The 19,167-nt window shown below is 41.0% G+C and carries 19 protein-coding genes; 3 read left to right on the forward strand and 16 right to left on the reverse strand.

From position 1 onward, the window contains the following. Positions 1-3 precede the first annotated feature (3 nt). Positions 4-642, reverse strand: coding sequence for a cytochrome b N-terminal domain-containing protein (locus tag ACN222_RS01280; protein ID WP_010994430.1), 639 nt, complete (start codon positions 640-642; stop codon positions 4-6). Positions 643-944: 302 nt separating this feature from the next. Further along, entirely contained in the window at positions 945-1,640 is a 696-nt protein-coding gene (locus ACN222_RS01285) for an esterase/lipase family protein (protein ID WP_010994431.1), read from the reverse strand. A 467-nt stretch (positions 1,641-2,107) separates the two neighbouring features. Between ACN222_RS01285 and ACN222_RS01290 the strand changes: the two genes are divergently transcribed. Then, on the forward strand, positions 2,108-3,583 hold the full coding sequence (locus ACN222_RS01290; protein ID WP_010994432.1) for a hypothetical protein: 1,476 nt from the start codon (positions 2,108-2,110) through the stop codon (positions 3,581-3,583). 143 nt (positions 3,584-3,726) lie between these two features. Here the strand turns inward: ACN222_RS01290 and petJ are convergent, their stop codons facing one another. The 6 genes from petJ to ACN222_RS01320 all read right to left on the reverse strand — a co-directional run bounded on the left by petJ (position 3,727) and on the right by ACN222_RS01320 (position 9,192). Then, positions 3,727-4,092: a cytochrome c6 PetJ gene (petJ, locus tag ACN222_RS01295; RefSeq protein ID WP_044520543.1), complete on the reverse strand. Its 366-nt coding sequence runs from the start codon at positions 4,090-4,092 to the stop codon at positions 3,727-3,729. 307 nt (positions 4,093-4,399) lie between these two features. Further along, positions 4,400-4,819 (reverse strand): plastocyanin, encoded by a 420-nt coding sequence (petE, locus tag ACN222_RS01300; RefSeq protein WP_010994435.1) that lies wholly within the window; start codon positions 4,817-4,819, stop codon positions 4,400-4,402. Positions 4,820-5,290: 471 nt separating this feature from the next. Beyond that, positions 5,291-5,782: a photosystem II cytochrome c-550 gene (gene psbV, locus ACN222_RS01305; RefSeq protein WP_010994436.1), complete on the reverse strand. Its 492-nt coding sequence runs from the start codon at positions 5,780-5,782 to the stop codon at positions 5,291-5,293. Between the two features lie 344 nt (positions 5,783-6,126). Then, positions 6,127-6,957 (reverse strand): carbohydrate ABC transporter permease, encoded by an 831-nt coding sequence (locus ACN222_RS01310; protein ID WP_010994438.1) that lies wholly within the window; start codon positions 6,955-6,957, stop codon positions 6,127-6,129. A 109-nt stretch (positions 6,958-7,066) separates the two neighbouring features. Further along, a complete protein-coding gene (locus tag ACN222_RS01315) occupies positions 7,067-7,840 on the reverse strand; it encodes a pyridoxal-phosphate dependent enzyme (RefSeq protein ID WP_010994439.1) in 774 nt (257 codons plus the stop codon). A gap of 149 nt (positions 7,841-7,989) precedes the next feature. Next, positions 7,990-9,192: an AAA family ATPase gene (locus tag ACN222_RS01320; RefSeq protein WP_044520549.1), complete on the reverse strand. Its 1,203-nt coding sequence runs from the start codon at positions 9,190-9,192 to the stop codon at positions 7,990-7,992. Between the two features lie 962 nt (positions 9,193-10,154). Here ACN222_RS01320 and ACN222_RS01325 point away from each other — a divergent pair. Next, the gene (locus ACN222_RS01325; RefSeq protein ID WP_010994441.1) at positions 10,155-10,610 is read left to right on the forward strand and encodes a response regulator; all 456 of its coding nucleotides are present in this window, start codon (positions 10,155-10,157) and stop codon (positions 10,608-10,610) included. 44 nt (positions 10,611-10,654) lie between these two features. Here the strand turns inward: ACN222_RS01325 and ACN222_RS01330 are convergent, their stop codons facing one another. Further along, entirely contained in the window at positions 10,655-11,215 is a 561-nt protein-coding gene (locus tag ACN222_RS01330) for a thermonuclease family protein (RefSeq protein ID WP_010994442.1), read from the reverse strand. Between the two features lie 116 nt (positions 11,216-11,331). Then, positions 11,332-12,642: a Xaa-Pro aminopeptidase gene (gene pepP / locus ACN222_RS01335; protein ID WP_010994443.1), complete on the reverse strand. Its 1,311-nt coding sequence runs from the start codon at positions 12,640-12,642 to the stop codon at positions 11,332-11,334. Positions 12,643-13,427: 785 nt separating this feature from the next. Here pepP and ACN222_RS01340 point away from each other — a divergent pair. Continuing rightward, on the forward strand, positions 13,428-14,654 hold the full coding sequence (locus ACN222_RS01340) for an FG-GAP repeat domain-containing protein (RefSeq protein WP_010994444.1): 1,227 nt from the start codon (positions 13,428-13,430) through the stop codon (positions 14,652-14,654). 173 nt (positions 14,655-14,827) lie between these two features. On the opposite strand, the gene ACN222_RS01345 is transcribed toward ACN222_RS01340, so the two are convergent. The 6 genes from ACN222_RS01345 to prfB all read right to left on the reverse strand — a co-directional run bounded on the left by ACN222_RS01345 (position 14,828) and on the right by prfB (position 18,980). Then, positions 14,828-15,595, reverse strand: coding sequence for an MBL fold metallo-hydrolase (locus tag ACN222_RS01345; protein ID WP_010994445.1), 768 nt, complete (start codon positions 15,593-15,595; stop codon positions 14,828-14,830). 3 nt (positions 15,596-15,598) lie between these two features. Beyond that, positions 15,599-16,198 carry an anthranilate synthase component II gene (locus ACN222_RS01350; protein ID WP_044520553.1) on the reverse strand — a complete coding sequence of 200 codons (600 nt, stop codon included), beginning with the start codon at positions 16,196-16,198 and terminating at the stop codon, positions 15,599-15,601. Positions 16,199-16,393: 195 nt separating this feature from the next. After that, complete coding sequence (locus tag ACN222_RS01355) at positions 16,394-16,849, reverse strand: diacylglycerol kinase family protein (RefSeq protein ID WP_010994447.1); 456 nt, start codon at positions 16,847-16,849, stop codon at positions 16,394-16,396. Between the two features lie 139 nt (positions 16,850-16,988). Further along, on the reverse strand, positions 16,989-17,519 hold the full coding sequence (gene ybeY, locus ACN222_RS01360) for an rRNA maturation RNase YbeY (protein ID WP_044522663.1): 531 nt from the start codon (positions 17,517-17,519) through the stop codon (positions 16,989-16,991). Positions 17,520-17,562: 43 nt separating this feature from the next. Continuing rightward, entirely contained in the window at positions 17,563-17,718 is a 156-nt protein-coding gene (locus ACN222_RS01365; protein WP_010994449.1) for a DUF3285 domain-containing protein, read from the reverse strand. A 139-nt stretch (positions 17,719-17,857) separates the two neighbouring features. After that, positions 17,858-18,980, reverse strand: a protein-coding gene (gene prfB / locus ACN222_RS01370; protein WP_096637227.1) for a peptide chain release factor 2 whose coding sequence is annotated in 2 segments (ribosomal slippage) — positions 17,858-18,907 and positions 18,909-18,980 — 1,122 coding nt in all. Because the reading frame shifts where the segments join, the coding sequence is not laid out codon by codon here. Positions 18,981-19,167: the final 187 nt, after the last annotated feature.

Raw genomic sequence — 19,167 nt, forward strand, 5'->3', positions numbered from 1 at the left:
ACTTCAGCTAGTGACGCTTGCTTGTGTGAGTTGAATAATTTCCTCTCTCGTTTCTGCGTACATTTCTCGTTCTTGCCACAATAAGGCTGACAAATGTACCACAGCAAAAATTATTGCTGCAACGGAAACAAAATAATTGTGGAGTGTGTATAGGTGCAGGACTGTCAAGCTGCTAATAGCTCCTCCACCAGTGAGTATATCTCTCAACAGTGTACCAATGGCGGGAATCGCTTCAATATTGCCCAACTCGATATTAAAACGCCAATATCCTTCTTGAGTCCAATCTAAAATCATCGCCGTCCAATCCAGACCGATCGCACTCAAGGTAAAGAAAATACCACTTATCCAAGCAATCAGCCAACTCTTGCGGAATTGTCGTCCTAAAAACATGATGACAATTTGGACTAAGGCGATCGCAATCATGGCATTACCAGCAATATCATGGGCCCGATGGAACAACCAGCCATAAGCCACTTGCGTATCAATCATTCTCAAAGATCTATAAGCTCCGCCTGCTGTCGGCTCGTAATTAAAAGACAATAAAATTCCCGTAGATACATAAATCAGGCACAGGGAAAGAATCACGACCGATAATATCGTTGCTATTCGCCGCAAAATCCTATCAAACTGGGTGTTTTGCATAGTTCACCCCTCCTGGTTATTTGCATAGTATGTATTTTCTTAAATTTTAGCTTAAGAAATATTAATATATTTGTATTTCTCATAAAAATAATTTACTTTTCCAAACAAAGCACCCGTCTAAATAAAAATCCCTACACCCCCAATACGGTTCGGTTAAGGGATTTCTTGGTTAAGGCAGGCAGGGGAAGAGAAAAATTATGAAAATAACCTCCTTTCCTCCCCTACTTCTCCGAACCGTATTGCCTACACCCCTACACCCAATTACAGCGAGAGTTTCACGTTTACAAACACGACATTCATGATTAACCCAAATACTTTGTCCAAGCCTTCAACGGTTCTGGAGAGCCATACCAGATCCCTGGATTTCTGGGGGAATGTCTAACACCTTCAATAATCAGATTTTCTGCCCCTATCAAGTGAGCAGCCGCAATCGGCGTAATTCCATCACCCCAGGTGTTACCAGTACCGCAAGTTAACTGATAACTGCTATAAGCTAACCAGCCGCCTCGCCTTCTCTCTCCCAAAATAGTCTTTCCCGCCACGCAAACGTAACGGACATTTTGGTAAAAAGCTCCGGGGTAATTGTTGTTAACGAAATCTAGATTCCACCTCGTCCAGCGTTCTTGGCTGATGTGGGGTGTACCAAGGGTGACGAGAGTAGCAACTAAGGAATGGGCATTCCAGAGAGAAGTTTGCGCCTTACCCCTTGCAGCATAGGCCTTTTCACCCAAATAGATCCGAGAAATCCAACCGCCAGCAGAGTGACCAATCAAGTTAACTTGAGTAGCGTTATGTTCTTGTAAAGCTTGTTTGACTGTATTGTCGAGTTGTTGTATAATTGGCGCGACCGATCTACCACCAATCAAAGGCAACCAATCCCGCCGTCTCAGAGGTACTGTAACTGTAGGAAAACCTAATTCTTGTAATGAGGTTGCTAGTTGCTGATAAGCGATCGCGCTTTCTAAATATCCAGGGACAATAACGGTAGGTAATGGCATCTGAGAGCGATAATTTTGGGTTTTCAAATAGGGCAGCAACAGATTTTTAGAGTAACGAGAATTATGGTCAGGAAAATAGCCAATTCGGCCACAGTTTCCAGATAACCAGAGGTGGTAATATATCGCGGCTTGCCAAAATATTACAGGGACTAGGGGCTAGGGTATCTTCTTGCGGATATATTCATTTCGGTGGATGCGATCGCCCCAACAGCTAATTACCCTATGTGTAAGCTTTGGATAGTGCAGATCAAATATTTTCCATCGCTTCCTTGGCCAGCGCAACCAGAAGACAAATCACAACTAATACCCACAGCGTAGTAAACAATAAAAAATTAACAAAGTGGCTATTCTCGCCTGTTTAGTGCCAACATGGACAGTTATCATTTTTAAAAGGGCGCATTTATTGCATTCAAGATAATATTTTTCTGCTAGTCAACCGCAACCGAGCCGAGTGAACGATAACAGTTATGTCTTACGTCTCCCTGTTAAAAAATATACCAGACATCTTAGGACAGCCAACTGGGATAGCTGCAATAGCCTCTCTTGGCATCCACGGTGCTATTGCGTTGATTGTGCCATTGATGCCAGTTGATGCTAATAAATCTAATGAATCATCACCAAAATCAGTTGGTGTTTTAGAACTCAGTCAAGCAGACCAAAGCCGTTTACCACAAAGCGTAGATCCAAATCAAGTTGGTCTGCAAGCACAACTACCTCTACAATCACAATTTCCCCAACAACCACAACTAGGTAATATTCCTAGTTTTAACAACCAGACAGCTATTTTACCTCCTTTACCGCCACCGATTACCCCACCGATTTCACTACCACCCGTTTATACAACCCCTGATAATTATCGGATTTCCTCCTTACCCAGAAGTCAACCTCTGCGCCAATTATCCAGAAGGGATTTGCGATTTGATAACTCTGGCTTTAGAGCTGTTGGAGAAAAATTTACCCCAACAACCCCTCCCAGTTTTAATGAGAGGGAAGTAATACCAGAAACATCTAGGACTCTACCTGTAGATAGATTACCGGAATTAAACGCGGCAAAACTCCCCGATGATTTACCGCCGAATCTCCCCAGTAATACAACTCCACCAGTGGCTGATTCTAGTAATGATGCAGCGACTGTGGCTCCCATAGAACCCCAGGTAGCTCCTATTGTCCAAGCGCCCAAAGTGAGTGATGATTTAGCTTTTGCTAACGAAAGTATTCCCAAATGGCAGCAAGGCTCTACGCTCAAAACACCTGAATTACCCTGGCAAAATCCTCAACAAAGATCAGAACCCGGACTAATTGCTCAGGTAAACTCATACGAAGACCTACGTAAAGCTCTTCAGCAAGCGTATCCAAACTCCCAAGAAAAAGCGGTTATTCGCAGCACAGTTGCGACAGATAAACCAGGTATTGAAGGTACTGTTTTAGGTTTCTTGGTAGTTGATACAGAAGGCAAAGTTTTAGATATCAAGTTTCAAGACAAAACTGTGTCTCCTGACTTGCAATTAAAAGCAAGGGAATATTTTACAAAAAATGCCCCTAAGGGAGACAGACAAATTAGTCGTTATCCTTTCAGCTTGAGTATCCAAAACAACAGCAATAATACTGCGGTGACTGAAGATAAAAATCCTGGTGTGGTTATTCCGCAACCTCCTTCGACTCCGTTAGTCAATCGTACTCAACCAGCAACAGCACCAATCACTGCTCCTAAACCTTTACCACAACTACAACTGAGGGAAGCTAATCCTAAACCTTCAACACAAATACAAATCAAAAAAGACCAACCCACCCAAACACCAACTGTTGAGGCTTCACCTGAGACGACATCTGGCAAAAATCAGCTATCTTCAACGGTAGAATCTAGTCAAACACTTCTAGAAAAGCTGCGTGAAGCTAGACAACAGCAACAGCAAAGACAAGAGCCTAATTCTTCAGACAGATAAGGCCAGGGAGTGATGAGTAATAATTACTCTCCGATCTCCCACTAACTGACATCATGCACCAGACTATGAAAATCGCGGCTACACGAATTAAGCTTGCTTCTCAGCCCGAATTAGAGTCTTTCAGAAATGGTGCAAGGTGTCAGCTAACCCTCTTTTTCCAGATTTGACCAGTCTTTTTCTGCTTTTTGAAAAATATAAGCAGCCACTTCTAGAATTTCTTCAGTACTTAATTTGTCTTTAAAAGCAGGCATGGCGTTTTTGCCATACTGTATCTGATGGATAATGGCCTGGATTGAGTTCGTCTCATAATCTTCCAGGTACTTTAATAATGCTTCTTTTTTGAGTGTTTTTTCAGAAATAAGTATATTACCACCGCCTATGTGGCAGGAAGCGCAGTTATTATTAAAAATTTTTGCTCCAGTTGGTAGTTCGGCGGCTAGGGCTGGACTGATAAATGTAAGTTTAAATATAGCGATCGCCAAAAATAATAGTAATAAAATTATTCTCAAAGCATTTTCCTCTCAATCAGTCTCTAGCAACTTATGCCAGAAATACCAAAATCACCTACGCCCTTATGGGTAATCGATTCCGGGAATTAGGGACTCTATGGTGAGTATATACTTTAATCTCAGAGATTAACGATTTGAGGAAAATTTACCCAAAATTTACGGTGACAAGTCCATTCCTGACTGCGCTAATTCGCATTTGTAACTCTTGGCTGGATAGGACTCGCCACCACTATTAATTATGGGTTCTGGCTCTTAGCTAGTTTTGCAGGGGAGCCGAGAAAATCATCTACTTGCGTCAGCGTTATTTCTAGCCGGCGACAGTGATTTTACCAACCATACCAGCACCACGGTGAGGTTCGCAGTAGAAGGTGTACTCACCTGCGGGTGCATCTGCTGGGAAAGTAGTGCTGGTGCTTTGGCCAGGACTCATTAACAACTGTTTGTGAGATAAAGACTTAGCTAAATCAGCACTCTTAGCCGGGTTTAGAGCAGCATCAAACACAACATTATGGGGAGGAACTTTGTTGTTTAAAAATTCAACCGTGTCACCTGGCTTGATTGTTAATTTTGCTGGTTCAAATACTAACAGTCCTTTATCGCTACCTAGTTTTACTGTGTATGTTTCAGCCGATGCAGAAGGTGTGAACACAGCAAAGCTGCTAACAACTAAAAGAACAGTTAACACAGCTAAACTTAAGCGTCGCAAGCTTGCCGCAATCAATTTCATGGCGTTCTCCTAACCTGTAGTTTTATTTTTCTTATTTCATTTTAAATAAAATCGACACCAAATATGACAATCTGTCATACTTCGGGCAAATTTTTTTTGAGATCGCGATAAATCCAGGGAAAAATGCTCTGCGATCGCTAAAAATCACTATAATTACATGGCACTAAAAAACTTATGGCTAAAAATACATCAATATATGCAGCCAGAGCGACAAATTAAATTTTTTATTTATGTGATGTAGATAAAAGATATCTTTCCCCTATACCCCTACACTCTCCTTCAAGTCATAGAGGCGCGGAGATTGCCCAATTTTATTAGCTGTGTACTCAGTACCTCAGCAAAAAATTCTGAGTACTGTGTTCTGAGTCCTGTGTTGTCTGGGAGTGAGGAATGCCAGTTTAAAAACTTACCACTCCCATTAGTCTCAGCACCCAGTACTCAGTACTCAGCACTCAGTTAATTTCACAGGCTTTAGTAGTAGATTTTGCCGCCGCCCCACTTGTCGCCAAGAATTTTTGGTTGTAGGAGGATATGGCCTGCGATAGACTCTAGGTCTTTATCTGTCAGATTTCGCATTGCGGTGAAAATATCTGCACTCTTGAGACTGGGGTGTATTTCGGAAATTTCCTCTACCCCGTCGTAGGTGGTGGGATTCTTCATATAGTCCACCAAACCTTCAATATTGTTACGGTTGGGTGTAGCTAATGCCAGAGCTTCTGGTTCAAGTCCCACGTTCTGGTTTGTTTTGGTAACACCGCCAACATGACATTGGGCGCAAGCGTATTGAAATAGACGTTTTCCTTCTTTTACTTGTTTAAGGCTAAGAGTTACGGTATCACCCTGAGCATTTAGTGGAACTGTCCGGGTAGCTTCGTCCAGTTCCAGAGCAGTTGCGCTACCGACAATCAACTGAAACGTCAGTAAAGCAGTAGCCACAACAACGCCAATAAGTCTTCTAAACATGTTTCCCCTTAAAGTTTTTGACGCTCAACACAGCTAATAAAACAAAACTCAATCTCAATCGAGACAACACTTTGGCTACAGAGTTACTGTAGTTGGCTATCTCTGCGATGACGTATCCGCCAGCCAGAGGCAGTTGGCTACGTCCCATTGTAGGTAATCGCTAGGTTTACAAAACCCATAATGTTCGTTAACTGACATATAGAGATTAAGTCGCTGTAATACCAATATCATGTTAGGAGTGCAATTTGTCGCCTAAAATTGGGGACTGGGGATCGGGGATTGGGAAGGTGGGGACTGGGGAAACACTGGAGAATGACTTTTGACTATGGACTAATAACTAATGTCTATCCTTTACCGCCTGTAAAAGTGGCGCTTTGGATAAAGTAGCGATTAAAAAAGGCATAAATACTTAAAGCTGGTAAGGTAAACACCATAGAAGCAGCCATAATGTAGTTCCAGTAGCTGATATATTGACCTTTAAACGTGTTCAAACCTAAGGGCAGGGTAAACATTTCAGGTTCAAATAAGATCACCACTGGGAGCAGAAAATTATTCCAACTGCCCATGAAGACAAAAACTGCCTGTGCTGCGAGTGCTGGTTTTGCTAGAGGTAAAATAATGTAACGAAAAATTCCTATGGTGTTTAAGCCATCTAATTGTGCTGCTTCTTCTAGCTCTTGAGGAAAATTGATAAAAAACTGTCGCATCATAAAAATAAAGGTGGCATTAACCATACTAGGTACAATCATGCCCTGGTAAGAATTCAGCCAACCGATCGCTTTTAAAATCAAAAATGTAGGAATTAACGTAATTTGGGCTGGTACGGCTAGCACTGCCAAAATTAAAAAGAACCAAAAATTTTTACCTACAAAGCTGAGTCTGGCTAAGGCGTAACCCGCCATTGAGTTGAACAGTAAATTGAGTAAAGTGACGCTGACAGCAATTACCACACTGTTAAACAGCCAACGTAAAAATAAAGGTTCTTGTAGAAAAATTTGTCTGTAATTATCCAGGGTGAAATTTTGAGGCAAGAAATTTGGCGTACCACTAACAATTTCTGATAAGGGTTTGAAAGATGCAGAAAGCGCCCATAGGAAAGGAACTAAGGTGATAACTGCATAGGTAGTTAACAACACATATAGTAGTACTTTAGCCAACGGTAAAGAACGAAGCATAGATATAGCTGTTGACGGTTGACAGTTGAATGGCTTTTCAGGGTTTTGTCTTAGCTTGATGTCCTGGTCTATCTGAGTACTGCCACAGTATAAAAACTTACTAATTTATTTACGGATTACCAAATTTAGCACCCAAGTCTAAATAACTAGCCACTTTGCTTAAATCTACATTGCCGCCACTGATAATCACACCAATTCTCATTCCTTGTGCTGTGACTATGCCTTCAAGTAAAGCGGCTGCGGCTAATGCTCCTGTGGGTTCAACGACGATTTTCAGCCGTTCCCAAAGGAAAAACATGGCGCGAATAATGGCTTCCTCTGATACCGTCACCATATCATCAACGTATTGTAAAACTAGGGGAAATGTAATCTGTCCCAGGCTAGGAGTACGCGCACCATCGGCGATAGTATGGGGATTTTTGACGGTTTGTAAGGTTCTGGTGTAAAAGGAACGAGTAGCATCATCAGCAAGTGTTGGTTCTACACCAATTACGCGCAAATTAGGTAAAAGAGCTTTAGCAGCGATCGCACAATCGGAAATTAGTCCCCCACCGCCACAACAAACTAACAGCAAATCCATCTCACTAACTTCTTGCACCAGTTCTAACGCTGCTGTACCTTGTCCCGCAATCACATGGGGATGATCGTATGGGGGAATCAAAGTTAAACCGCGATCGCTTGCCAGATTTTGCGCTAATTCCTCCCGATTTGTTTCTTGCCGATTATATAAAATCACCTCTGCCCCGTAACTTTTGGTAGCAGTATTATGAGTGCGATCGTTAACAGTTGTAGAAGTTAACACAGGTGTGCGATGGGCAATACCAGCAAGACGCTGCTGTGCTGCCTGCACATCAGTTATAGTTACAGAGTTAAGCTGTGACATCTATAGCAGTTTTTTAAGAGATTTACTCTTTATTCTCAAACGAAAGAGTATGACTGCCAATCATTCCTTAAGCAGAAGAAACAAGGGAAATCAAGAACAAGGAGAGAGGGAAACACAGAAAACAAGCCTAGAGAAATATTTCCCAATTCCTAAACATATCGCTGATTAAATTCATACATCAAATCTACCCTTCCCTTACGCAACATTGCCGGGTCTAACCTTTCTGTAGTGTTACAAGTCATCAAGATAACTAAACGCTGCTTGAGATGCATCCCCGCTTCATCAATGACACTCTGGTATAAAGTCCCATCTAATAAACTTAAAATATGCTCTGTTTTGTTGTTATATTGAGCAACTTCGGAGGCACGATTTTGAGCTAGGTTATCTGCTTCGTTGATGATGATGCAAATCCTTTCTAAATAAGTTGGCGGAACAAAGTTGGTAATAGCATCATGATCCAAAATAAAAATTACATACCCTAAAGGTACAAGAATTTCTTTAGCTACAGCTTGTGTCCATGCAGTTTTTCCCGTTCCTGGTTCTCCGTGGACTACAACGGCTAACTGATTTTGATTGAGAATAGCCTGTTGTACTGTATCAGTAAAACTTTGAATATCTGTAGGAAAAGTTCTAATGGGAAATTGGCTATGAACTTTTCCGACACGGGTTTGATAACCACTCAGCATAACAGCTAAATCCTGAGTGGCTTTGTTAACTAATGGTGAGATATTTTTGGACATTAAAGTGTATTGTCGCCGGCCGCGATCATAGGCTTCAATTTGTAGCCAAATATCATGCCTTGACCAATAAGCATAAACAGTATTAACAACGTCTATACGTTCCCAATTAATAAACTTTTCTACAGGATAATAAAAATCTCTTTCTGAGTAATATTGAGTTATGACATCAGGACGACCTAATAATTCCACAAGTCGCAATACCGTAATTTCTTGCAGTCGGTTGAGAACATAATCAATAGGAATACTATTACGGCTAACAAATTGATGTATAGGTGTTTCTGTACTCAAAACATCTTTGTAGCGGTGGTCTGGTGATTGAGGATCTGGGGTGATGTAATTCCAATATTTTTCAATTTCGTAGCGGGTATTTTCAGATACTAAGCTTAATAGATTAGCCCACCATGTGAAATTCTTTCTGCCTAAAACTTCAGCAAAATTACTGGCTACACTTAAGGATTTTTGAGTTAATTCTCGCGTATCGCTCTGTATTAAATGCCATAAAAACCCTAAATCTAGGTCTCGATTTAATGGTCGCCAACCACTAGCTAGTAAGTTTTGTTTGTTTTGATTATTATTACTATTGTCGGTATTCCCAAAGTAATCAAATTCCATATTCACCAAGAGATTTTACATTTGTTAGACAGGTTTAAAATTGATATTTACTTTGATTCATGTTCTATATATAGTTCTACTAATGTATCCGTTCATAAATAAGTTTGATGGCTTTTGGTTGATTGTAATGAATAAGATAGCAAAGTGCAACAGTTAATTTGCGTAGTGATCCCAGAGGCAAAGAGGTAAAGTAAGGTTATTAAAATCATTACTCAGCTTTCCTATCCCACTAATTGTTGGTTAATGCCTATTTTCTTCTGCCATTGTTTATTTTTCATAGAAAATTGGCAATGATTAAAGATGAGCGATACTGATTTTTAGGATTATAATTATAGTAGGAGTGAATAAAATTTATTTCTCTTAATGTGAGCCTTTTTCTCATTAGGAATGTGGTGGTTTAACAATTAAAAAATATAAGGAATAACAACATTTTATACTATGAAAATTTCACTAATACTCAATAGTCTATTATTTTTAGCTATGGCATATTAGCTACCTTTTGTTATATACAAGTAATATTGTAGTATATATACTACATAAAGGCAATAGCAAGAACATATTCCAGAAGTTGCTGCTGACTCCAGAATGAGACCAAACAAAAGCGTTAATTTCGCTACAGTAGTTTAAGTATTTATCTTTAGGCAAAGGTAACTTTAGTTGTACTGAAATCAATAACACTAAGGATGACATAGTAAAACCGAATTTTGTATAACAAGTTATCATGAAGTTACGAAGAAATATTCCTCTAGGATTGCGTATAATCAATCGATAGATGTCTGCTCAACTGATAAAACTAAAGCTCTTACACCTGCGAGTTATCGGTCTCAACGAAAAGTATAAACAGGCAACAGCAAAATATAAGCCAATATCAAAAATTTAGCCTAATCTGCTCTTTACGGTATATTTTGTTTGTTTCCACAATAATCGACGATAAAACCCAATGGCATCTTCATGGAGAAGAAATGTATCTAACCAATTCATTCATAAGTGATAATAAGAAGCACTACTCTCAGCAGCCTTTAGTTTTGGCAGTTGAAGATCACGATGACAGTCGTTTGCTGATTAGTTATGCCCTTGAGTCAATTGGTTGTAGATTCATTTGCCAAAAAGACAGTTCTGCAACTGTATTGGTGGCAAAAGAGTATCAGCCTGATTTAATTATGTTAGATATTTTATTACCAGGTTTAAATGGGCTGGAGGTTGTACGTCATCTGAAAGAAGAACCTCTAACTCAGGAAATCCCCGTAATCGCTGTGACAGCGTTAGCTACAAAGGAAGATCAAAACAAAATTATGCAGGCAGGTTTTGATGAATACATCTGCAAACCATACATGATTGAAGACTTAGAAACAGTTATACACAGAATGTTGTGCGGTAAGTTTTATCCACGTTCAGCCTATCAACTGTGTCAAGAGTAGAGGCAGGAGGCCGAAGGCAGAAGTAAGAATATTTTATTAGCTACTTACCTTAAACTGCGATATTCCCAGGGATTGACAAATTTAGGATCTCCCCAAATTCCTATTTGTTGTTGTTGGGCTGTGGTTTCGGCTTGCTGCACGATCGCTTTGCTGGGACATTTGCTTAAATAAGGGCGATACACTTTAGCTAAACCTTCTTGTATGAGTACTTGCTGTACAAAAGTGCCATCTGTTAATCTGACTTCGGCAACTTTACGCCCATAACCATCGCTATCTGTAATATTCAAGGTAACGTGATCGCCTCCTTGTTTCACCAATTGCTGCACCCGTTCCTGTGCTTTTACACCCCAAGCAAATTGATTGCGATCTCTAGCACGTTTACTTTGCTTTTCTTTATTAGAGTGGGCAATTTCTGGCGCATCCATACAAGCAAATCGCACAGTAACTTTTTTCCCTTGGGCATCTTTCACAACTAATGTATCACCATCGCTCACTCTTTCCACCGAGTCCCCACTCGCACCAAAAAAGCGATCGCAACCCATCAAAGATAACAAAATAACCCCTGCGCTCAGTAAAATCAGCGCTTTTTTAATTGACTTATTCATTACCCAATCTAACAACGGATTTCTTATACCAATTCAATTAATGATTGCAACACATCATTAGTTAGGTGAAGACGCGATTCATCGCGTCTTCTACAGATGGTTTATCGGCTACTCGCTTAACGTTCTATTTCATGTACTTCCTTCGGTACTCCAGCAGTTAAAACCTCATGTCCTGTAGCTGTTACCAAAACATCATCCTCAATGCGAATCCCAATCCCCACCCAGCGCGGGTCTGTTTCTGGCTGGTCTTCGGCTAATTTTGTATCTGGGACAATATATAGTCCTGGTTCCACCGTCAATACTTGACCTGGTTGTAAAATCTGCGGTTTATCGTCACCGTGTTGGTAAACGCCTACATCATGGACATCCAATCCTAACCAATGGCTAGTACGGTGCATATAGTAAGGTTTATATTTTTCTTCTTCAATTAATTTGTCAACCTCACCCTTGAGGATACCAATTTCTACCAAGCCTTCTGTGAGGACGCGCACGGCGGTATCGTGGACTGATTTAAATGAGTTCCCTGGTTGGACTTGAGCGATCGCTTGTTTTTGCGCTTCTAGTACAATTTCATAGAGGATTTTTTGTTCTGGTGTAAACTTGCCGTTGACTGGAAATGTGCGGGTAATATCTGAGTTGTAATAACCATAGGCACAACCAGCGTCAATTAATAGCAAGTCTCCATCCTGCATCTGACGGTTATTTTCGATGTAGTGGAGGACACAAGCATTTGCACCAGAAGCCACAATTGACGGGTAAGCAGGCCCCATTGCACCCCGCAGGCGAAATATATGTTCTATTTCTGCTTGAATTTCGTACTCATAAAGCCCTGGTGCAGAGGATTCTAGGGCTTTATTATGGGATTCTGTGGCGATCGCCGCAGCTTGACGCATCTGAACCAACTCTGATTCACTTTTGATTAGTCTCATGCTGTGCAGGATGGGGCCTGTATCTTCTATTCCTATAGGCCCTGTACCCCGTTTAGGATAAGTCCGCAGTAATTGTTGGTAATGGCCGAGAATTTTGTCATTAAAATTGCGATCGCGTCCTAAATGATAGTAGATGCGTTCGGCTTTTTCTAGATATTGGGGCAATTTCTCATCTAACTCAGATATGGGGTAAGCCTCATCTGCACCATAAATTTCCTTGGCTGCATCTACCCCACACAGATAACCAGTCCAAACTTCTTTTTCTCGATCCTTGGGTTGGACAAATAATATAAACCGATGTTCTGGATGATGGGGCGTTAATACTGCTACTGCTTGCGGTTCGTTAAAACCTGTCAAATAGAAAAAATCACTATCTTGGCGATAAGTGTATTCGACATCGTTGTGCATCACCGCCATCGGCGCACTGCGAAAAATCCCTGTACCACTACCAATCTTCGCCATTAATTGCTCACGACGCTGCCGATATTCTGCTTGCATAACCGTTAATCTTGAAATTTTTTGTATAATTTTACACTTTTGGCAACTATTATGTCTGAAAGTTACTATCTTGCAGTAGTTGCTAATTTAAGTATTTTAACCAATATTTATTTCAACTCAAGTGTTAGTACAAGAAATCAGACATCTTTTGAGGATGGTATTCCTAGCATAAATTAGTTTCGACAGTTGAAATATTTATTTGCTATGACACAAAATAATTTTTCTAAGTAATTTTTAATCCGTCTAATTTTTGTGTTTGGATTTTGCATTATTTAACTATATATTTTGTGATTTATGCTGCTTTGTGCAGTTTTATTAAAAATTGCTGATATAACTATTAGTTTTTATCCTTTGCACAAATTAAGAAAAGGATTTTTTTAGCCAATTTTTTCACGAATTAATTTTATGTCTGTTGCATTGAAGACGGTTTGCTTAACATAGCAGTCTCAAATTACATCTGGTAAAACCTAACTTCTAATCACTATATCCCATTCCATCAAGTGAATTGGCATCATTATCAAAGAGATACGAAGCAATATGTATATCTAGATATCTTGACATGAAAAATCATGATTTGAGGATTTAGGTATTGTTCAAAACAACATTGATTTTTTCGGAAATATGTTTAAAATTAACCGTAAAAATTATATGTAAAATTTGATATTTTCTCAAAAATAGGAGTGTGGATACAGTAATTTCTAAACTTAAAATAATGTTATTAGCTAACAGAAGCCAACATGAATTATCAGCTAAAACTTTTAAGACAACAAGTTTAAGAAACCACCATGCCAGAAACGCAAAGCTTTTCCAAGAGAATAGATAATTCGCTTAATACATCTTTTGCAAGATCAGCATCTTTGGTATCAAGTGCTTATGTAAGTGATTTAAATACGGATCTACCATCATCTAGTAGTTCTGCAACAACACAAGTAGACTTGCCAATTTCCATTCCTGGTTTGAGTGCTAACCCAAATCCTAATCCTTACTTAACTAGCGCAGCGATTTCACCTGATTTCAACGGCGATGGTAAGGCAGATAAAATTTGGGTTAATACTCAAACAGGTGAGATTAGAGTGAGGTTGATGAACGGAACAGTCACTCAAGAAGAAGCTTCTCTAGGAACATTTGACCTGAGCGTCTGGACTTATAAAATCGCTGACTTTAACAGTGATGGCAAGACTGACTTCCTGTTACGGAACAATGCAACAGGTGAGAATGCGATCGCGATCATGGATGGAGCTAGAGTTGCTAACTTTGTTTATCTAGACAAAGTTGATCCAGGTTGGAATGCTAGCATCGGTGATTTTAACGGCGATCGCAAAACCGACATCCACTGGAATAATACTCAAACAGGTGAAAATGCGATTTGGCTGATGGATGGCACAACCGTTGTCAGTGCCAATGTTCTGGATACCACAACCCCAGGGTTGACTGCCACTATTGTTGACTTCGACGGAAACGGTAAGAGTGATGTCTTCTGGCGAGATACAACCACGGGTGCAAACTCCGTTTGGTTTATGGATGGTATCCAAGCTACCAAGTACGATCTACAAGCACAAGACGCATCTTGGACTTACAGCCTTGGCGATTTCAACGGTGACTTCACTACCGATCTTCTCTGGCGTAATACCGTCACCGGCGAAAACAAAATTTGGACAATGAATGGCATTTTTGTCACTGAAGGTACTTTAAACACCCTCGGTTCTGATTGGACAGCCAGCATTGGTGATTTCAATGGTGATGGCCGCACCGATATCTTCTGGAACAACACTACAACAGGCGAGAACACTGCTTGGTTGATGAATGGTACATCCGTTACCAGTGAAGCCTTTCTTCCAAGTAGAACTCCAGGTTCTAAGGCATATATTGGCGATTATAACAGCGATGGTAAGTCTGATATTTACTGGCGCGATCAGGCAACCGGTACAGATGCCATTTGGACCATGGATGGTACCTTGGCTACTGAAACTCCTGTTACAGATGCTCTGACTCCAGAGTGGTACACAGCTTAGGGGTGTAGAGGGGTAGGGGTGTAGGGGTGTAAGGGAGTGAAAAAGCAGGGGAGCAGGGGAGCAGGGGAGAAAAACCACCCACAAGAGGCGAGGTTTTAAACCTAACTTTTTCCAATAAAGATTTACCCAATCCCCAATCCCCAGTCCCCAATCCCCAGTCCCCAGTCCCCTCATTAAAACTTGTAACTCAAAACCTGAACTGTACTAGTTTCAGGTAAATTACCAGAACTAATATTAATACTGTCGCTATTACTACGACGCACAGTTACGCCCTGCATTAGTGTGAGAAATTCATCAAGTGGGGCAATATCGCAGGCAGCCGGATCAGCTGCTTGTGTACGGTAATGAGTAGGAATTACCAGTTTGGGATTTAATACCTCAATTGCTTGCTTTGCTTCTTGAGCATTGTAAGCTTTGTCACTACCACCTACGGGGACTAACAAAACGTCAGGTCGTCCCATAAGGATTTTTTGCTCAATGGAAATGGGTGCAGCCGCCCCGCCCAAATGTAAGATATTAACTCCACCCTGTGTCCATTTCCAAGCGGTATTCATCCCAAATTGTCTACCATTTTTGCGATCGTGGGCTATGGAGATGCCTTGAAATTTTATACCTTTAAAGTCATAAACTCCAGGTTCATATACGAGTTTAGGATTACCTGGTAACCCATCTACTGCCCCTTCATCTAATAATTGACTACTAATTAATACTAAATCTGCTGTCACTTTTGGTGGACGATAACGTGCTGTACAGCCAATCGTCCGAAATGGATTGACCAGAATCCTCGCCCCACCACCAGTAAACAGAAAACTGGTATGACCCAACCACTGCACCGATAAACCGCTAGATTGTGCATCGGCTTGGAAGTTTGAACCAAGGGTAGAGACAAAAGCTGTGGCTAATCCCGCCCCAGCATAGCCTAGCAACTGTCGTCTTTTCATTAATTATTCTCGTAACTGTAACTGTTCCAGAAAATTCCGTAGTAACTGCTTTCCTAAAGATGTTAAAACACTCTCTGGGTGAAATTGGACTCCTTGAATGTGAGGATAGTTCCGGTGTCTCACTCCCATAATCGTACCATCATCTACCCAAGCAGTAATTTCTAACACTTCGGGGCAAGTTGGGCGGTCAATTACCAGACTATGATATCTGGTAGCAATCATAGGATTCTCTAATCCTTGAAAAACCCCGACCCCAGTGTGAGTTACCTGAGAAGTTTTGCCGTGCATTAACTCTGGAGCAGAGACAATATTACCACCAAATACCTGACCAATGCTTTGATGTCCTAAACATACGCCTAAAATTGGCAGGTTAGTACCAAGTTCTTGAATTAAATTCAGAGATATACCTGCATCTTCTGGACGACCAGGCCCAGGAGAAATGACGATCGCATCAGGATTTAATCCTCGGATCTCATCTAAAGTTATCTTATCGTTGCGAAAAACTTGAATATCTGATGCCACGGGAAACTCAGATGCTAGTTCTCCCAAGTACTGCACCAAATTATAAGTAAAGCTGTCGTAATTATCGATGACTATAATCAATGCTCATAGCTCCTGGTTACTAATCTCACCATGTTTAGTTTTTACCAGATTTGCGCTGCTATAAGCGTCATCGTTACAAATTAGGGACTGGGGATTGGCAAATGAGGATGAAGACGATGGAATTTTACCCGCTCTTTTTTGGCTTTCGAGTGGGTTTACCTAGATTAATAATAGGGAATTAGTTGGGTGTCAGTGCTACAAAGCTGAGATAATTAAAACTACCAAGGGTGGAAGCAAAAGGGTTGCCGCAACCAGTACTGCTACCAAAGCAGAAACGAGTACTGCACCTGCGGCACAGTCCTTAGCAATTTTGGCTAACTCGTGGTATGTCTGTTTTACAGTCAAGTCTACAAGAGACTCGATGGCTGTATTTAACAATTCCATTACCAAGACTAAGCCGCTAGTGATACTAATAATGGCTATTTCTACAGCTTGCAGATGTAAGAAAATGCTTAAAGCGATCGCTAAAGTACAAACACTCACATGAATGCGAAAATTTCGCTGAGTTTGAAAACTGTAGGTAATTCCAGCCCAGGCATATTTAAAGCTAATCAATAAATTAGTGGCAACTTGCCAAGAAAGTTCCCGTTCTTTCATTACTAGTGATGGTAGGCTGTTTTGCGTTGGTGGCGGGGAGATTTGTTGGGACATAGGCTTAAAAATACAAACTTGGGATAGGTTCTGTGAGAAATCTTCGCCGATTTTAATCTGCTATGTGGTTTTAGGCAATTTTCTTTTAAAGTATTATAAAAGCATGGTTAAGGATAAATACTCAGAAAATGACGAAATTTTAATAATTAACGTTTATATTGATACCAATAGCCTCTAGTAATACTACTTGTTGTTGTAGCATTGCTATTAAACTTTCTTCATCAGGGTGATCCCAGCCCAAGAGGTGTAATAAGCCATGAGCCGTTAACCAAGCTAACTCAGTTGACAAACTATGCTCTTGTTGACCAGCTTGGCGCTGTGCCGTATTGATGGAAACAACAATATCACCTAGATACAAAGGTTCTGCCACCATTTCCGGATTTTGCGGCAAATCTACTTCTAAAGCCGCAAAGGCTAAAACATCTGTAGGTTTGTTTTGCTGACGATATTGGGCATTAATCGCTTGGATTTCCGTATCATCTGTTAGCCGCAGTCCGATTTCGTAGCTTGGTGCAGGCGGAAGAGAAGAATCCAGAATTTCTAACCAGCGATGAAACCAGTCTTGCCAAGTTGCAGGGGAAACCTGGCTATCCATATATCCAGAAGCTTGAGCAGCTTCTGGGAAAGACTCAAAGAAACAGTCTTGTACATCTAGTTCAACTTGTACCAAATACCCACTCTCCTCACTCAGCACTTTAGGTTTTTGCTTATGATTAGCGAGTTAAGTAAGCAAGCCCTATGAGGACAGATAAAAGGCCTACGGCTGTCAGCAAAAAATGTTTTGCAGAAGTACCACCCTTACGCACCATATTTCTCATGGCAAGCTTGACGTAGCTGGGTTGGGACTCTGTGGAAGGAGAATTACTCATAATGAATAAATCGCAAATGCTTTTATATATAAATGTAACAGGTGATGGTTAGGAGTGGGGATTGGGGATTGGGGACTGGGGATTGGGGACTGGGTAAATTTTTCTTCCCTAAACCCCTACACCCTTACACCCCTAATTTCTAACTTGCTTCACCTTCTACTATTTGATTCTCTTGACGTAGATAGGATTGGATGAACATATCCAGTTCACCGTTCATCACGTCAGCGATCGCAGTTGTTTCCACATTAGTACGTAAATCCTTTACCATCTGGTAAGGATGGAATACGTAGTTACGAATTTGGTTGCCCCAAGAAGCTTCTACCATATCGCCGCGAATTTGGGCAATTTCTTGAGCTTTTTGCTCTTGAGCAATAACTAACAACTTGGCTTTAAGCCGGGCGAGAGCTTTTTCCTTGTTTTGTAGCTGGGAACGTTCTTCGGTACAGCGCACAGCAATGCCTGTGGGAAGGTGAACCACGCGCACTGCTGTTTCTACTTTGTTGACGTTCTGCCCACCTTTACCGCCAGAACGAGTTGTAGTAATTTCCAAATCCTTGTCTGGAATATCCAATTGCACCGTGTTATCTAATTGCGGCATGACTTCCACCCCAGCAAAACTAGTTTGCCGCTTGCCGTTGGCGTTGAAAGGTGAAATTCTCACTAAGCGATGAGTGCCGGTTTCTGACCGCAAGTAACCATAGGCATAGCGACCAGTAATTTCCAAGGTGGCTGATTTAATTCCCGCCTCATCACCTTCTGACTCTTCTGCTAAAGCTACCTTATAGCCTTGGTCTTCAGCCCAACGGGTGTACATTCTCAGCAGCATAAATGCCCAATCTTGGGCATCTGTCCCACCAGCACCAGCGTTAATCGTTAATACTGCCCCTTCCGCATCGTAGGGGCCAGAAAGTAACTGTTGTAATTCCCACTGGTCAAGGTCACGATTGAGCTTAGTGATGGTAGATTCCGCTTCTTGCAATAGTGCTTCGTCGGTTTCTAACTCTAACAACTCCACCACTGCCCTAGTATCATCTAGATTGGCGTGCCACTGATGATATCTTTCCAGATGGGCTTTGAGGTCATTAAGTTCTTGCAGCGTTTTCTGGGCTTGGTTTTGGTCATCCCAAAATTCCGGCTGTGCTGCGATTTGTTCTAGGTCTTGAATTTTGGCTTTGAGTGCAGGTACGTCAAAGATAGTCCTGGGTTTTACCCAGGCGGCTAGACAACGTTTCGATTTCGCGTTTCAGTTCTAAAACTTCCATAAAGCTCGCTCAAAATACAGCGCTTTGGATGATATTGTATTTGATTTTTTGATTTTAGCGGTAATTGGTCACGTCGCTTCGCTCCGAATTCAAAATTCAAAATTCAAAATACCCTACGGGAAGCGTGACCTGTCTAAAATAGTGTATAAAAAAAGAGTTTTTGTAGTGTAGGCATCTTGCCAGCACT

The organism is Anabaena sp. FACHB-595, from assembly GCF_048568275.1.
Taxonomy (GTDB): domain Bacteria; phylum Cyanobacteriota; class Cyanobacteriia; order Cyanobacteriales; family Nostocaceae; genus Trichormus.

Bases quoted from the DNA above. Each gene is read 5' to 3' on its own strand.
- ACN222_RS01320 (WP_044520549.1), bottom strand. From the start codon at position 9,192: ATGGAATTTGATTACTTTGGGAATACCGACAATAGTAATAATAATCAA.
- ACN222_RS01355 (WP_010994447.1), bottom strand. From the start codon at position 16,849: ATGTCCCAACAAATCTCCCCGCCACCAACGCAAAACAGCCTACCATCA.
- ACN222_RS01340 (WP_010994444.1), top strand. From the start codon at position 13,428: ATGCCAGAAACGCAAAGCTTTTCCAAGAGAATAGATAATTCGCTTAAT.
- ACN222_RS01315 (WP_010994439.1), bottom strand. From the start codon at position 7,840: ATGTCACAGCTTAACTCTGTAACTATAACTGATGTGCAGGCAGCACAG.
- ACN222_RS01280 (WP_010994430.1), bottom strand. From the start codon at position 642: ATGCAAAACACCCAGTTTGATAGGATTTTGCGGCGAATAGCAACGATA.
- ACN222_RS01310 (WP_010994438.1), bottom strand. From the start codon at position 6,957: ATGCTTCGTTCTTTACCGTTGGCTAAAGTACTACTATATGTGTTGTTA.
- ACN222_RS01330 (WP_010994442.1), bottom strand. From the start codon at position 11,215: ATGAATAAGTCAATTAAAAAAGCGCTGATTTTACTGAGCGCAGGGGTT.
- ACN222_RS01365 (WP_010994449.1), bottom strand. From the start codon at position 17,718: ATGAGTAATTCTCCTTCCACAGAGTCCCAACCCAGCTACGTCAAGCTT.
- ACN222_RS01325 (WP_010994441.1), top strand. From the start codon at position 10,155: ATGTATCTAACCAATTCATTCATAAGTGATAATAAGAAGCACTACTCT.
- ACN222_RS01345 (WP_010994445.1), bottom strand. From the start codon at position 15,595: ATGAAAAGACGACAGTTGCTAGGCTATGCTGGGGCGGGATTAGCCACA.
- petE (WP_010994435.1), bottom strand. From the start codon at position 4,819: ATGAAATTGATTGCGGCAAGCTTGCGACGCTTAAGTTTAGCTGTGTTA.
- pepP (WP_010994443.1), bottom strand. From the start codon at position 12,642: ATGCAAGCAGAATATCGGCAGCGTCGTGAGCAATTAATGGCGAAGATT.
- psbV (WP_010994436.1), bottom strand. From the start codon at position 5,782: ATGTTTAGAAGACTTATTGGCGTTGTTGTGGCTACTGCTTTACTGACG.
- ACN222_RS01290 (WP_010994432.1), top strand. From the start codon at position 2,108: ATGTCTTACGTCTCCCTGTTAAAAAATATACCAGACATCTTAGGACAG.
- ACN222_RS01285 (WP_010994431.1), bottom strand. From the start codon at position 1,640: ATGCCATTACCTACCGTTATTGTCCCTGGATATTTAGAAAGCGCGATC.